The 13,412-nt window shown below is 67.4% G+C and carries 14 protein-coding genes; 10 read left to right on the forward strand and 4 right to left on the reverse strand.

What is annotated here, in order from left to right:
• The first annotated feature begins 150 nt into the window (after positions 1-150).
• Together ACWIGI_RS06635 and ACWIGI_RS06640 are read left to right on the forward strand one after the other, a co-directional pair.
• A complete protein-coding gene (locus ACWIGI_RS06635; protein WP_454201349.1) occupies positions 151-1,086 on the forward strand; it encodes a metal-dependent hydrolase in 936 nt (311 codons plus the stop codon).
• On the forward strand, positions 1,086-2,243 hold the full coding sequence (locus tag ACWIGI_RS06640; protein ID WP_454201350.1) for a hypothetical protein: 1,158 nt from the start codon (positions 1,086-1,088) through the stop codon (positions 2,241-2,243). The genes ACWIGI_RS06635 and ACWIGI_RS06640 overlap by 1 nt, the downstream gene beginning before the upstream one ends.
• 39 nt (positions 2,244-2,282) lie before the next feature.
• On the opposite strand, the gene ACWIGI_RS06645 is transcribed toward ACWIGI_RS06640, so the two are convergent.
• Positions 2,283-4,331, reverse strand: coding sequence for a M3 family metallopeptidase (locus ACWIGI_RS06645; protein ID WP_454201351.1), 2,049 nt, complete (start codon positions 4,329-4,331; stop codon positions 2,283-2,285).
• Positions 4,332-4,450: 119 nt separating this feature from the next.
• On the opposite strand from ACWIGI_RS06645, the gene ACWIGI_RS06650 reads away from it, so the two are divergent.
• The 7 genes from ACWIGI_RS06650 (at position 4,451) to ACWIGI_RS06680 (ending at position 10,003) form a co-directional block, all read left to right on the forward strand.
• On the forward strand, positions 4,451-4,597 hold the full coding sequence (locus ACWIGI_RS06650; protein ID WP_454201352.1) for a hypothetical protein: 147 nt from the start codon (positions 4,451-4,453) through the stop codon (positions 4,595-4,597).
• A gap of 179 nt (positions 4,598-4,776) precedes the next feature.
• Positions 4,777-6,162, forward strand: coding sequence for a sensor histidine kinase (locus ACWIGI_RS06655; protein WP_454201353.1), 1,386 nt, complete (start codon positions 4,777-4,779; stop codon positions 6,160-6,162).
• The gene (locus tag ACWIGI_RS06660) at positions 6,159-6,605 is read left to right on the forward strand and encodes a roadblock/LC7 domain-containing protein (protein ID WP_454201354.1); all 447 of its coding nucleotides are present in this window, start codon (positions 6,159-6,161) and stop codon (positions 6,603-6,605) included. The genes ACWIGI_RS06655 and ACWIGI_RS06660 overlap by 4 nt, the downstream gene beginning before the upstream one ends.
• Positions 6,602-6,946 (forward strand): DUF742 domain-containing protein, encoded by a 345-nt coding sequence (locus ACWIGI_RS06665; protein WP_454201355.1) that lies wholly within the window; start codon positions 6,602-6,604, stop codon positions 6,944-6,946. The genes ACWIGI_RS06660 and ACWIGI_RS06665 overlap by 4 nt, the downstream gene beginning before the upstream one ends.
• Positions 6,921-7,547, forward strand: coding sequence for a GTP-binding protein (locus ACWIGI_RS06670; RefSeq protein ID WP_454201356.1), 627 nt, complete (start codon positions 6,921-6,923; stop codon positions 7,545-7,547). The genes ACWIGI_RS06665 and ACWIGI_RS06670 overlap by 26 nt, the downstream gene beginning before the upstream one ends.
• Positions 7,544-8,770 (forward strand): cytochrome P450, encoded by a 1,227-nt coding sequence (locus ACWIGI_RS06675; protein ID WP_454201357.1) that lies wholly within the window; start codon positions 7,544-7,546, stop codon positions 8,768-8,770. Before ACWIGI_RS06670 ends, ACWIGI_RS06675 begins: the two co-directional genes overlap by 4 nt.
• Positions 8,771-8,782: 12 nt before the next feature.
• The gene (locus tag ACWIGI_RS06680; protein ID WP_454201358.1) at positions 8,783-10,003 is read left to right on the forward strand and encodes a cytochrome P450 family protein; all 1,221 of its coding nucleotides are present in this window, start codon (positions 8,783-8,785) and stop codon (positions 10,001-10,003) included.
• Positions 10,004-10,077: 74 nt separating this feature from the next.
• On the opposite strand, the gene ACWIGI_RS06685 is transcribed toward ACWIGI_RS06680, so the two are convergent.
• Complete coding sequence (locus ACWIGI_RS06685) at positions 10,078-10,215, reverse strand: hypothetical protein (protein WP_454201359.1); 138 nt, start codon at positions 10,213-10,215, stop codon at positions 10,078-10,080.
• A 143-nt stretch (positions 10,216-10,358) separates the two neighbouring features.
• Here ACWIGI_RS06685 and ACWIGI_RS06690 point away from each other — a divergent pair, with 143 nt between their 5' ends.
• Positions 10,359-12,050, forward strand: a complete 1,692-nt coding sequence (locus ACWIGI_RS06690) for a tetratricopeptide repeat protein (protein WP_454201360.1) — start codon at positions 10,359-10,361, stop codon at positions 12,048-12,050.
• Between the two features lie 91 nt (positions 12,051-12,141).
• Here the strand turns inward: ACWIGI_RS06690 and ACWIGI_RS06695 are convergent, their stop codons facing one another.
• Together ACWIGI_RS06695 and ACWIGI_RS06700 are read right to left on the reverse strand one after the other, a co-directional pair.
• Positions 12,142-12,489: a hypothetical protein gene (locus ACWIGI_RS06695; RefSeq protein ID WP_454201361.1), complete on the reverse strand. Its 348-nt coding sequence runs from the start codon at positions 12,487-12,489 to the stop codon at positions 12,142-12,144.
• A gap of 179 nt (positions 12,490-12,668) precedes the next feature.
• A complete protein-coding gene (locus ACWIGI_RS06700) occupies positions 12,669-13,364 on the reverse strand; it encodes an isochorismatase family protein (protein WP_454201362.1) in 696 nt (231 codons plus the stop codon).
• Positions 13,365-13,412: the final 48 nt, after the last annotated feature.

Consider the following 13,412-nt stretch of genomic DNA (forward strand, 5'->3'; position numbering starts at 1 on the left):
GATGCCGTTCGCGGTTTCGGGGATTCTGCTCGGCCGCGCCGATTGTTATCATACACATGAGACGTTCCGTGTATGGTCGCGTTGATTCGGAGCATCCGAGCCGAACCAGCAGCCCCAGCCCACGTCGGGAAAGACGAGGTACCGCCGACAATGACCGATCTGATAGTGCGCAAGCTGACCTTCGCGTTCGAAGACCACGACGTGCCGTTCCTGTGGAATCAGGAGAACCCGGCCTTCTCCGCCATGGCGAACGCGGTCTCGTTCCTGGCCATCGGCTTCGAGAAGATGATCGTGAAGACGATCCTGCAGGCCAAGCCCAAGTTCACCGACGCCGAAGTGGCCGAGGAGGCCGATGCCTTCATGCGTCAGGAGGGCCAGCACTCGACCGCGCACCGCGGGCACGTGCGCGGGCTGATCAAGCGCTGGCCGGGCCTGCAGGAAACCCTCGACGAGGTGGTCGGCGAATTCGACCTGCTGGTCAAGAACACGCCGCTGGAATACCGGCTCGCCTACACCGCGGACCTCGAGGCCACCTTCACCTCGGTCTTCAAGCTCATGCTCGACAACGACTCGACGCTGTTCGCCCCCGGCGACGACCGCGTGTCCTCGCTGTTCATCTGGCACTTCGTCGAGGAGGTCGAGCACCGCAGTTCCGCGCTCATCATCTTCGACTCGCTGGTCGGCAGCGACGTCTACCGCATGCGCAAGGCGCCGTCGATCTTCAAGCACGTCATGGACGTCATCCGCATCGCGTGCGAGGGCTTCAACAAGCATGTGCCGCTGGAGGATCGCGGCGTCGACGCCATGGCCATGTTCGCCTCGTACCGCCACATGCAGCGCCTGCGCCGGGTGGTGCCGTGGCTCGAGGCCCACGACAACGGCCCGATGCCGCGCGCGTTCGACGACCTGAATCTGCGCGAGCAGCTCATCGCCCTGCGCGGCGTCATCCGCAGCCAGCTGCCCAAGCACAACCCCAAGTACGAGGCCCTGCCCGCGCTCGCCGACGTGTGGTTCGAGCGCTACGAGGCCGGATACGATGTGACGCAGTGGTATACGGCCGATAGCACCAAGTCCGAGGTGCGCTGATGTCCGATCGCTGTACCCCCACCTTCGACGAGCTGTCGAAGGCCCTCGGCTTCACCTGCGAGGAGGCCGGCGGGCTCTTCGAACTGCGCAGCCCGCTGCACCTGGAGAACTGGACGCTCCCGGTGCTGGAGCTGCTCATCGTGGTCGGCTCGATCCTGGCGCTCGCGCTGGCCGTGGTTCGCCTGCGCCGCAACGGCGATCCGACCAACCTCGTGCTCTGGTTCGGCGCCACCGCCTACCTGTTCATCATCGAGCCGCCGCTGTACTTCCCCGCGGCATTCGGCATCGAAGAGCACGTGGACACGATGTTCGCGCACAACGTGTTCACGGTGGAATTCATGTGGGGCCGACTACCGCTCTACATCATCGCCATCTATCCGTTCATGGCGACCGTGGCGTACGAGATCGTGCGCATGCTCGGGGTCTTCCATCGCTACGGCGCGTTCCTGGGCGCGGCCTGCGTCGGTTTCGTGCACCACGCGTTCTACGAGATCTTCGATCACATCGGACCGCAATTGCGCTGGTGGGAATGGTCTCTCGACAATCCGATCAACGCGCCGTTCTTCGATTCGGTGCCGCTGCCGAGCGTGGTGGTCTTCGCCGCGCTGTGGCCGATGTCGCTGGCGTTCTGCGTGCGCTGGTTCGTCGGGCGGCAGGTGGACGCGGGTCAGCACTTCACCGGCGTGCAATTGGTCTGGCGCACAGTGGTCATCGGGCTGCTGGCCTCGCTGGGCACCTTCATCCTGCCGCTGCCCGCGACGGTGCTCGGCATGGGCAGCACCACGGTCCGCGGGGTCATCTACGCGGCGGAGCTGGTGCTGATCGCGGTCGTCGCCATTCCGATCCTGTTCCGGCAGTGGCGGATTCTGCGCAGCGGCGAGTCCGGCATCCCGGCGTACACCAACCGTTTCGTGCAGGTCTACAGCGCGCTGTACCTGGTCGTTTTCGCGATCTTCTGGATCACCGCGCTGCCGGACTTCTTCGACGCGGTCGACGGCCGGACCGCCAACGGCGATCCGATCGGCAACCTGTGGTTCACCCTCGCCTGCTTCGTGGTGGCCATCGGATCCGTCGTCGCGGTGTGGACGATTCCCCGGGAGCAGACCCCCGGGGCGGTCGCCGCCACGCCGGACGCCGAAAGCTCCAGCGTGGCTTGACAGTACGGCCGGGCCCGGCCGTGTGCCGGGCCCGGCCGGTCAGACCGTGAGCCCGCGCCGGACCAGCAACGGCTCGATCTCGGGCGCCCGGCCCCGGAAGGTCTCGAACGCGGCGAGCGGATCGACCGAGCCGCCGCGCGCGAGCAGTTCGCGCCGGAAGCTCTCGCCCTTCTCGCGCAGGGTGGCGGCGCCGTCCTCGAACCACTGGACGGTGTCCGCGTCCAGCACCTCGCTCCAGATGTAGGAGTAGTAGCCCGCGCCGTACCCGCCGGCGAAGATGTGCGCGAAATAGCCGGTGCGGTAGCGCGGCGGAATCGTCGAAAGCGCCAGTCCCGCTTTACGAAGCGCCTGCTCCTCGAAGGTCTCGGCGTCGATGCCCGCCTTGGCGTCGGCCTCGGGCAGCCGGTGCCACGCCCAGTCCAGCAGGGCGGCGGCGAGGTATTCGACGGTCCTGAAGCCCTCACCGAAACGCTCGGCCGCGGCCAGCCGCTCGACCAGGTCGGCCGGAATCGGCGCACCGGTCTCGACGTGCCGGGCGTAGTTGACCAGCACCGCCGGATGCGACATCCACATCTCGTTGACCTGTGACGGGAACTCGACGAAGTCGCGGGGCACCTCGGTGCCGGAGAAGAACGGGTACCGGACGTCGGAGAAGAGCCCGTGCAGGGCGTGCCCGAACTCGTGGAAGAGCGTGCGCACGTTGTCCCATGTCAGCAGTGCCGGTTCGCCTTCCGGCGGCTTGACGATGTTGAGGTTGTTCACCACGACAGGGCGCTGGTCGAGCAGCCGCGACTGGCTCACGAGCTCGTTCATCCAGGCCCCGCCGCGCTTGGAGGGCCGGGTGAAGAAGTCGCCCAGGAACAGCCCCAGCGCGGAGCCGTCCGCGTCGAACACCTCGAAAACCCGGACCTCCGGGTGATATCCACGCAGGTCCGGACGCTCCCGCACGGTGATGCCGTAGGCGAGCCCCGCGGCGAAGAACACCCCGTCCCACAGCACCCGCTCGAGTTCGAGGTAGGGCCGCAGCGCCTCGGCGTCCACCGAGAACCGCTCGGCCCGAACCTTTTCCGACCAGAACTGCCAGTCCCACGACCGCAGCTCGGCCCGCTCGTCCGCATCGGCCCGCATGGCCGCGGCCAGGTCCCCCGCCTCGCGCTCGGCGTTGGCGACCGCCGGCGGGACCAGCCGCGCCAGCATCTCCTCGACGGCCGGGGCGGTCTTGGCGGTCTGGTCGGCGACCGCGTACGAGGCGTGGTCGCCGTACCCGAGCAGCGCGGCCCGCTCCGCGCGGATGGCGGCCATCCGGACCGCGAGCCCCGCGTTGGCCCCGTGCTCCCCGAACCCGCGCCCCAGCGACGCCGACATGACCCGCTCCCGCACGCCCGGGTCTGCCAGCTCGGCCAGGATCGGCTGGTTGGACACGTTCTGCAGGCTCAGCGCCCACTTACCCGCGTGGCCGAGCGACCGAGCGTTCTCCGCCGCCGCCGCGACCGCCGCCGCCCCCAGCCCCGCCAGCTCCGCCTCGCTGTCCAGGACGAGCGTCGCGGCGTTGGTGGCGGCCAGGTTGTTCTGCCCGAATTCGGTACTCGCGGCCGCCAATTCGGCGTTCAGCTCCCGCAACCGAGCCTGCTGCCCGGCGTCGAGGCGCGCTCCGGCCCGCACGAACCGCAGGTGATACTGCTCGATGAGCCGTACTTCCTCGGGCCCCAGCCCGAGCTGCTCCCGCTCCGCGTGCAGCGCCTCGATTCGCGCGAACAATTCGGGGTCCAGGTGGATGGCGTCCCGGTGCGCGGCCAGCAGCGGCGAGATCTCCGCCTCGATCTCCTCGATACGCGGGCTCGAGTCGGAGGACGATCGGTTGAAGAACACGTTGGCCACCCGGGTCAGCACCGCCCCCGACCGCTCCAGCGCCTCGATCGTGTTGGCGAAGGTGGGCGCGTCCTCGGTCCGGGTGATGGCCGCGACCTCGACCAGCTGCACCGCCATTCCCCGCTCGAACGCGGGCAGGTAGTGCTCCTCGTCGATCACCGCGAAATCCGGAAGCTCGTACGGGAGCGTGCTGCGCTCGAAGAACGGGTTGATCGTCATGGTTTCCACCTTAGGGTGCGAGTGGGGCGCGGACGGGACCGCGATAACGGCGGCGGGGTAATCGCCCATACCAGTTGCGGGCGGCGATCGCCGTCAATTCACCCGAAGTCAGGAGCATCGTGCACAGACCGTTCGAACTCTGCTCGATCGACATCGCGGTCGGAAAGCTCAGTCTGCGAGAGATCGAAATCGGCATGACCTACGGCGGCCTGTACAACCTGCCGTGGCTCACGCTGGCGACCGATGTGCTGTGGCACGACCTGTAGCCGCGCCCCGCGACGCGACTCCGGTACCCGATCCACGTGCGTCGCGAGGCCCCACTTTGCGGGGGTTGCATTTGAAAGTGTCGCTTGGATAACGAAATAGGTATGTTGTCAGCTACGGTCGCCCTGCGAAGTGGGCGCGTCCGCCCCCGGTATAGCCGACAGGATTGACGAAAACCTCTATGGCCGTGTTGTTTCTATGGATTTTGGCGCCTCTGCTAGTACTCGCCGTCGGGGCGGCGGCCTATGTGGCGGTGCGATGGCGTGGTGAGACGGCGCGCGCGGATGAACTGGAAGCGCGTACCGCTGAGTGGGAAAATCTGCTGGATCAGGTTGCCCGCAAGACTCTTCCGTCCGTCACCGAGGCCATCCGCCGCCCGGGTCTGCCGATCACCGCACCGGAAATCGGTCCCAACCTGGAGAATTCGACCTTCATCGGCACGCTGCGCCAAGCCGTGCAGTATCACGCCGATGACCTCCGTATGCTCTGCGCCGAAGTCGCCGATCAGGCGCGGCGCGAGATCGAAGTTCAAGCTCAGCAAGCCATCACCAACGCCGAGCACTCCGTTCGCGCTCAGGCGCAGCAGGCTTCGCAGGATGTGACGGGCGCCGCCGTTCGCTCGTTCGGCACGTCCGTCGTGAGCCTCGGCGCCGACGTCGGCAAGGTGGTGAGTGCCGCGCTGCGCGAGCACCGTGATGACGCGGTGTACGAGACGCTCATTCGCATCGATCACAGTGTGCAGCAGATGATTCGCCAGGCGCAGTCCTACGTGATCGTCAGCGGTGGCCTCCCCGGCCGGCGCTGGCCGCAGCAGTCCGTCACCGATGTCGTCGGCGGCGCGACCGGTCGCGTACGCGATTACCTGCGTGTACGCACCGCGCATGCCGATCGCGTGGTGGCGAGTCGCGTGGTCGAACCGCTGGTGCACACCGTGGCCACGCTGCTCGACAACGCGCTGCGCTATTCGCCTCCGACGTCGTTCGTGGACGTCAGTTTTCAAGAAGGCCACCACGGCGTCACCATTCTGATCGACGACGCCGGCGTGCGCATGAATCCCGAACAGCTCGAGGATGCCCGCCGCGTGCTCGCGGGCGAACGAGCCGTGGACATTCTCGAATTGGGCCCCGCGCCCAAGATCGGTTTCCCCAGCATCGCGGCACTGGCGCGACGCTATGGATTCAACGTCTACGTGGATGCCCCCAACGCGTACGGCGGTGTGCGGGCGATGGTCTACATCCCCGAAACCCTGTTGGTGGCACCGCAGGACGTCAAGGAGCAGCCGGTGGCGATCCCGCAGGCTGCCGTGCAGGTGGACGAGCAACTCGTCGAGGATGCCGAGATCGCGGCGGCGCTGACCGCCAGCGGTTTGACGCGCCGGCGGCGGCGCACGGTGGTGCAGTCGGGTACCCAGACGCCCGTGCTGCATTCCGCTCCCGCTCCCGCTCCCACTCCCGCTCCCACCTTGCAACTCGCCCGGCCCGATATCGCGGTGGCGTGGCACAACGGTTCGGTCAGCGGCCGGGTCGCCGCGGCCGAAGCCGACCAGACCGAAGGGAAGATCTCGTGAATTCACCGATAGTGACCGATGCGCACGCAGTTGTCGCGGACCCCGTCGACGGCTCCAATCGGCTGGGCTGGCTACTAGCCGAACTCGATATCCCCGGTGTGCGTTTCGGGGTGCTGCTGTCCGAGGACGGCCTGCGCATCGCGCACTCGGGCAATATCACCAAGGACAATGCCGAGCGCTTCGCCGCCGCGGCGTCGGGTCTGCGGTCGCTCGGTAAGGCGCTCTCCGAATTCTGCGGTGGCCCACAGGACAACGTGCGCCAGAACGTCACCGAGTACGACGAGGGCATGATCTTCATTACCGCTGCCGGCGAGGGCGCGGTCATCGGCGTTTCCGCCACCCTCGAAGTGGATGTGGCGCTGGTCGCCCACCGGCTCAACGAGCTCGCCGCGCGGGTCGGGCACGAGCTCGGCGCGATACCGCGCGGCGCCGCCCGGCCATGACCGGATCGCGGCGTGATCCGGATCTGGTCCGGGCTTACGTGCGCACGGGTGGGCGCTCGCGTCCCACCCGGGTCCTGGACCTGGTGACGGTGATCGTCGCCGCCGACAGTCCCCTGCAGGGCGGTTCGCCCGATGCCCGGCGCATTTTCGCGCTGTGCCGCAGTGCGTTGTCGCTGGCGGAGATCGCCGCCCATCTCGACCTGCCGCCCTCGGTGGTGAAGATCGTCGTCGCGGATCTGCTCGACAGCGGTCACCTGATAACCCGGACGCCCGCACACACCCTGCCGGACGTCAGCCTTCTAGAAGAGGTACTGAATGGGCTTCGCGCCCTTGCGGTCTGAGTCCGCTCAACCGCACGAGTCGGGCATTGATTATCTGCCCAGCACCGTCGTCAAGTCGGTGAAGCTCCTGGTGGCAGGAAGCTTCGGCGTCGGCAAGACGACTTTCGTCGGCAGCGTGTCGGAGATCAAGCCGCTACGCACCGAGGAGACCATCACCGAAGCCAGTGTCGGCGTGGACGATCTGGCCGGACTACGGAACAAGTCGACGACGACGGTGGCCATGGATTTCGGCCGCGTCACGCTCAATCCGCAACTGGCCCTGTATCTCTTCGGTACGCCGGGCCAGCAGCGCTTCGTCCCGCTCTGGGAGGAATTGGCCCTCGGCGCGCTCGGCGCGCTGGTGCTGGTCGATACCCGGCGCATCGAACAGTCCGACGAGGTGCTCTCGGTGCTGGAACAGCGCGGGGTGCCGTACGCGGTGGCGGTCAATCAATTCGAAGGCGCACAGCGCTTTCCGCTCGCCGAGGTGCGCGACGCGCTCGATCTCGCCGATGAGACTCCGTTGACCTCGCTGGATGCCCGCGATCGGCGCACCTGCGTGGAGGCGCTCATCACCCTCGTCGAATACCTGTTCCACTCGCGTCAGGAGTCACGCATTTGACCACGTCGACCGGTCCGGCCCCGCTCATCGACGGTGCTCGTTTCGCGCTGTACGACCCGGAGTTCGCCGCCGATCCGCATCGCTGGTATCGCGAAATGCGCAGTCGCTTCGGCTCTCTGGTGCCGGTGGAGTTGGCGCCCGGAATCACCGCCACGCTGGTGATCGGCTATCACGACGCGGTCCGGATTCTCAACGATCCCGATCACTTCCCCGCCGATCCGCGCATCTGGCAGCAGGACATTCCGGCCGACTGCCCCGTCAAGCCGATGATGGAGTGGTATCCCAACGTGCTGCGCAATGCCGGTGCGGCGCACTGGCGTTACCGCCAGGCCAACGTGAGCGCGGTGGACGGCGTGGATCTGCACGGCCTGCACGCCATCGTCGAGCGCGAGGCGATTCCGCTCATCAATACCTTCTGCGAGACCGGCGCAGCCGAGTTGATCAGCCAGTACGCCTTCCCGCTGGTGTTCGCCGGGTTGAACGAAATGCTGGGCTGCCCACCGGAAATCGGCCAGCGGGTGGCGGCGGGCATGGCGGCGCTGTTCGATTCGGTGGACGAGAACGCCGAACTCGGCATGCAGATGCTCAGCGGGGCGCTGCTGGAGCTCATCGATCTCAAGCGCCGCGAGCCCGGCAACGACATGGTGACCCGGCTGCTGCAGCACGATGCCGGTCTCGATGACACCGAGATGCTGGCGAACATCATCAGCATCTACGGCGCGGGCCTGGAGCCGCAGCAGAATCTGATCATCAACACCCTGCGCCTGATCCTCACCGACGACCGCTTCGCCGGTGACGTGCTCGGTGGAAGTCTCTCCACGCGTGACGCTTTGGACGAGGTGCTCTTCAACGATCCGCCCATGGCGAACTTCGCCATCTCCTATCCGCGCCAGCCGATGCTGATCAACGGCATCTGGCTGCCCGCGCACCAGCCGGTCGTCATCAGTCTCGCCGGATGCAACAACGATCCCGCCATCGCGGGCGGTGAGCGCATCGGAAATCGCTCTCATCTGGCCTGGAGCCTGGGAGCGCATGCCTGCCCGGCGAAATCGGTGGCGTCGCTGGTCGCCCAGGAGGCCATCGATCAGCTGCTCGATGCGCTCCCCGAGTTGCGTTTGGCCGTTCAGGTTGATGAATTGTCTTGGCGGCCCGGTCCTTTCCATCGGGCGCTGGCGGGTCTGCCGGTCACGTTCCCGGCGTGCCCGCCGTTGAACGTGAAGTAGGAGAACAACCTAGTGACGATCGAACCCCTGGCGCTGGATCTGACCGGTGTCGACATTCAAGGCGAGAACGCCCGCATCCGTGCGCGCGGACCGGTGACCCTGGTCGAGCTCATGGGCGTGCCCGCCTGGTCGGTGACCGATGCCGATATCCTCCGGCGCCTGCTGGCCGATCCCCGCGTGTCCAAGGATCCGGCGCAGCACTGGGCGGCGTTCATCAACGGCGAGGTCACCCCGGAGTGGCCGCTGTTCCCGTGGGTGGCCGCGACCAACATGTTCACCGCCTACGGCGCCGATCATCGTCGCCTGCGCAAGCTCGTCTCCCCCGCGTTCACGCACCGCCGCACCGTGGCGCTGCGCCCGCGCATCGAGGAGCTGGTGACGACGCTGCTTGATCGGCTCGCCGAGACGCCGGCCGGTGAAATCGCGGATCTGCGTGAGGGTTTCGCCTACCCGGTGCCGATCCAGGTGCTCACCGAGCTGATGGGCGTGCCCGAGGATCGCGAGCCCGCGCTGCGCGTCTGCGTGGCGCGCTTCTTCGACACCGAGATCACGCCCGAGGCGGCCGGCGCGAACTACGTCGAAATGTTCGGTCTCATCGAGGATCTCGTCGCGCACAAGCGGGACAATCCCGGTGACGACATGATCAGCGTGCTGATCGCGACGCGGGACGAGGACGGCGAGCGGCTGACCGAGAAGGAGATGGTCGACACGCTCATGCTCGTCATCAACGCCGGGCACGAGACCACCGTGAATCTGCTCGATCAGGCGATCTATTCGCTGCTCACCCATCCCGAGCAACTGGCCGCGGTGCTGGACGGCACGGTGAGCTGGGACGACGTCATCGAGGAGACCCTGCGCTACGAATCGCCGGTGGCGCATCTGCCGCTGCGCTACGCGGTGGAGGACATCGAGATCGACGGGTTCCACATCGCCAAGGGCGAGGCCATTCTCGCCTCCTACGCCGCGGCGGGCCGCGATCCGAAGGTGCACGGCGACAGTGCAGAAGCCTTCGACATCACCCGGGTGAACAAGGATCACGTGGCCTTCGGGCACGGCGCGCACCACTGCATCGGCGCGCCCCTGGCTCGCCTGGAGGCGGCCATCGCGCTGCCCGCGCTCTTCGCGCGTTTCCCGGAGCTGCGCTTCGCCACCGATCCGGCCGAACTGGCCCCGGTGATCGGCTTCATCTCCAACGGTCACCGCGAGTTGCCGGTGCACCTGACCGCGAACTGATCCGCGCGATCGGCCGCTGACGCGACTCGGGCCCGGCAACCTGCCGGGCCCGAGTCGTCTGCGCGGGTGGCGCGTCAGGACACGAAGAGCTTTCCGATCAGGGAGTTCACGGCCGAGACGAGGTCACCGATGAAATTCGGGATCATGTTCTGCTCCTTCACGACGAGGGGTACGGGGGTACGAACGACGTGGCCCGGCGATGGCGACATCACCGGACCGACTGTTTCCTATTCGTTGCCGAACCCGGGAAGGATGTCGGTCGGTTCGCACACCCGGTGTGCTATCCGATGCCGCTGGTCAGCGGGGTTTCGGATTACCAGCGCGGCGTGCGCGCGCTGATGGCACGATTTCGACCATGACCGTGGACTACTACGACCTCGGGAACTATTCACGTCCGGTGACCACCACCGCCCCCGGCGCGCAGCTCTGGTTCGATCGCGGCCTGGTGTGGACCTACGCCTTCAATCACGAAGAGGCCGTGCGCTGTTTCGAGCGCGCCCTCGATCACGATCCCGGCTGTGCCATGGCGTACTGGGGCATCGCCTACGCGTCGGGACCCAATTACAACAAGCCGTGGGAATTCTTCGACGAGAAGGAACTCGCCGACACCGTCGAGCGCACCCACGCCGCCGCACAGCGCGCGGTCGCGCTGGCGGCCTCGGCCGCTCCGGTGGAGCGCGCGCTCATCGGCGCGCTGGCCGCTCGCTATCCCAGCGGTACGCCCGAGGGCGACGGCTCGGTGTGGAATCTCGGCTACACCGATGCCATGCGCACCGTATACCGGGAATTCCCGGACGATCTCGACGTGGCCGCGCTGTTCGCGGACGCGCTCATGAACCTGACGCCGTGGGGCCTGTGGGTGCGGGACGCCGGCGCCGACCCGGGCTCGCACACCCTGGTCGCGGGCCCGAATACGCTGGAGGCCGAGGCCGCCCTCGACGCGGCGCTCGCCACCGCGGCCGGGCACACCCATCCCGGCGCGCTGCACCTGTACCTGCATCTGATGGAGATGTCCCCGATGCCGGAAGCCGCGCTCACGGTGGCGGATCGGCTGCGCGGGCTGGTGCCCGATGCCGGTCACCTCGAGCACATGCCGTCGCACCTGTACGTGCTGTGCGGTGATTACCGAGCGGTGGTGGCGGCGAACGAGTCGGCCTACCGCGCGGACGAGAAATACGTGCGCGCGGCCGGGGCGATCAATTTCTACACCCTCTACCGCGCGCACAATCTGCACTTCCAGATCTACGGCGCGATGTTCCTGGGGCAGTCGGCGACCGCGCTGGCCGCTGTCACACGGCTCGAGGACGCCATCCCCGAGGAGTTGCTGCTGGTCCCCTCGCCCCCGATGGCGGATTGGCTTGAGGGCTTCCTCGGCATGCGCGTGCACGTGCTGATCCGATTCGGGCTCTGGGAGCAGCTGATCGACCTGCCGCTGCCCGCCGATCCGGACCTGTATTGCGTGAGCACCGCGATGCTGCACTACGGCAAGGGAATCGCGTACGCGGCCACCGGCGATCTGCCCGCCGCCCTGGATCAGCAACGGCACCTGCGCGCGGCCACCGCGCGCGTCCCCGCCACCCGGACCCTGTTCAACAACACCTGCCAGGATCTGCTCACCATCGCCGCCGCCATGCTCGAGGGCGAACTGCGGTACCGGGAAGGCGACCACGACAGCGCTTTTCGCGCGCTGCGCCGTTCGGTCGAGCTCGACGACGCCCTGCCGTACGACGAGCCCTGGGGCTGGATGCAGCCGACCAGGCACGCCCTGGGCGCCCTGCTCCTGGAACAGGGCCACGTCACCGAGGCCGAGGCGGTCTATCGCGCCGATCTCGGACTGGACGACACCCTGCCCCGCGCCTGCCAGCATCCCGGCAACGTCTGGAGTCTGCACGGCTATCACGAATGCCTCACCCGCCTGGGCAAATCCGGTGAAGCGCGCATAGTCGCCCAGCAACTGCGACTGGCCGCCGCGGTGGCGGATGTTCCCATCGAGGCGTCCTGCTTCTGCCGCACGGCCGACCCCGGCGAACCCTGCTGCTCGAGCTAGCACCGGTACCGCGTGTGTTCCACGTGAATCCCCAAGGCCCGCCGCGCTCGACGAGTGCGGCGGGCGGGTGGGGTGGTGTGGGGGCCGGCGGTCAGGCCGCCGCGGCGGACTTCAGGGCGCGCAGGGCCTCGTCCGGATTCTCGATGTCGATGACCAGGCGGGTGAACTCGTTGCCCGCCAGATCGATGCGCAGGGCGTGGCCGCCGAAGAGGGTGTCCCAGAACTCCTTGCGGCCCTTGCCCCGGAAGGTCCCGGCGGCGATGACGCCGGGGAAGAAGGCGCCGACGCGAAACCACGGGGGCCGCATGTCGACGCCGGCCAGGTCTATCGAAGTGATCTGCGAGAGGTCGAAGGTGACCTCTTCACGGAGCGCGAGCACGCGGTGGGCTCCGGTTACGTGGACCGTCACGGTGGTTCCGGTGAGTTCCAGCTCGACCATGTCGCAACCTCTTTCGCCGACGTCTTCAACCTCCCTCCACAGTGCCGTGCGGTCCTTGTCAAAGCCTGAGCGTTTACTGGGAGTTCTCTCAGGTTCGGCACGGATTCGGGCAAATCCACCGTCGCAGTGCCCGAATCCGACTGATCGGTCGCTGAAAATGCTCGGTCGCCCGGGCGTGTTCACCCGTGCCGAGCGGTCTCGGATTCGCGTGCGGAATCCGCCTCTGCCAGCGGTAACGGCGCGCCGCCCAACTGCCGCAACAGATCCGCGGTGGTTTCCACGGTGCCGCAGCGGCGGGCCACGTAGTTCAGGGCCATGAGGTGTTCGTCACGGCTGAAATCGGCGGTCGCGTCCAGGGCCAGGAACGGGCGGACATCGGTCATGAACGCCTCGGCGGCGCTGAGCATGCACCCCATGTGGGTGTACACGCCGGTGATCATCAGGTGGTCGCGGTGGTAGTAGCCGAGCAGCTCGCGCAGATCGGTGCGCTGGAACGCGGAGTACCGCCACTTGGTGACCTGGATGTCGCGGGGGTCCGGCGGCAGCTCGGCCACCACCTCGGTCTCCGGGCCGTCGCTCATCCCGCTGCCCCAGAAGTCGGCGAGAATGCCGCGCCGCGAAGGATGCTGATCACCGGGCTGCATGGTGTACACCACGGGAATGCCCAGCTCGTGACAGCGCCGGCGCAGCGCGTCGATATTGCGGACGAGGGTGCTCGCCGGTTCCTGGTCGGCGTCGTAGGCCGAGAGGAAGTACTGCTGCATATCGTGAATGAGCAGGGCCGAGCGGGTGGGATCGAGCAGCCAGTCCACCTGGTTGGGTTCCACCTCGTCGGCGGTGGGCATGGCGTAGGGCGCGATCGATGGGATGGGCAAGACAGCCTCCGGGTCGTCGGGTGCGTGCGTGCTTGTGACTGATGCGCG

Source organism: Nocardia sp. NPDC055321, from assembly GCF_053645575.1.

Coding starts and splice junctions, on each gene's coding strand:
- ACWIGI_RS06690 (WP_454201360.1), top strand. CDS start 10,359: ATGACCGTGGACTACTACGACCTCGGGAACTATTCACGTCCGGTGACC.
- ACWIGI_RS06670 (WP_454201356.1), top strand. CDS start 6,921: ATGGGCTTCGCGCCCTTGCGGTCTGAGTCCGCTCAACCGCACGAGTCG.
- ACWIGI_RS06665 (WP_454201355.1), top strand. CDS start 6,602: ATGACCGGATCGCGGCGTGATCCGGATCTGGTCCGGGCTTACGTGCGC.
- ACWIGI_RS06640 (WP_454201350.1), top strand. CDS start 1,086: ATGTCCGATCGCTGTACCCCCACCTTCGACGAGCTGTCGAAGGCCCTC.
- ACWIGI_RS06645 (WP_454201351.1), bottom strand. CDS start 4,331: ATGACGATCAACCCGTTCTTCGAGCGCAGCACGCTCCCGTACGAGCTT.
- ACWIGI_RS06635 (WP_454201349.1), top strand. CDS start 151: ATGACCGATCTGATAGTGCGCAAGCTGACCTTCGCGTTCGAAGACCAC.
- ACWIGI_RS06655 (WP_454201353.1), top strand. CDS start 4,777: ATGGCCGTGTTGTTTCTATGGATTTTGGCGCCTCTGCTAGTACTCGCC.
- ACWIGI_RS06695 (WP_454201361.1), bottom strand. CDS start 12,489: ATGGTCGAGCTGGAACTCACCGGAACCACCGTGACGGTCCACGTAACC.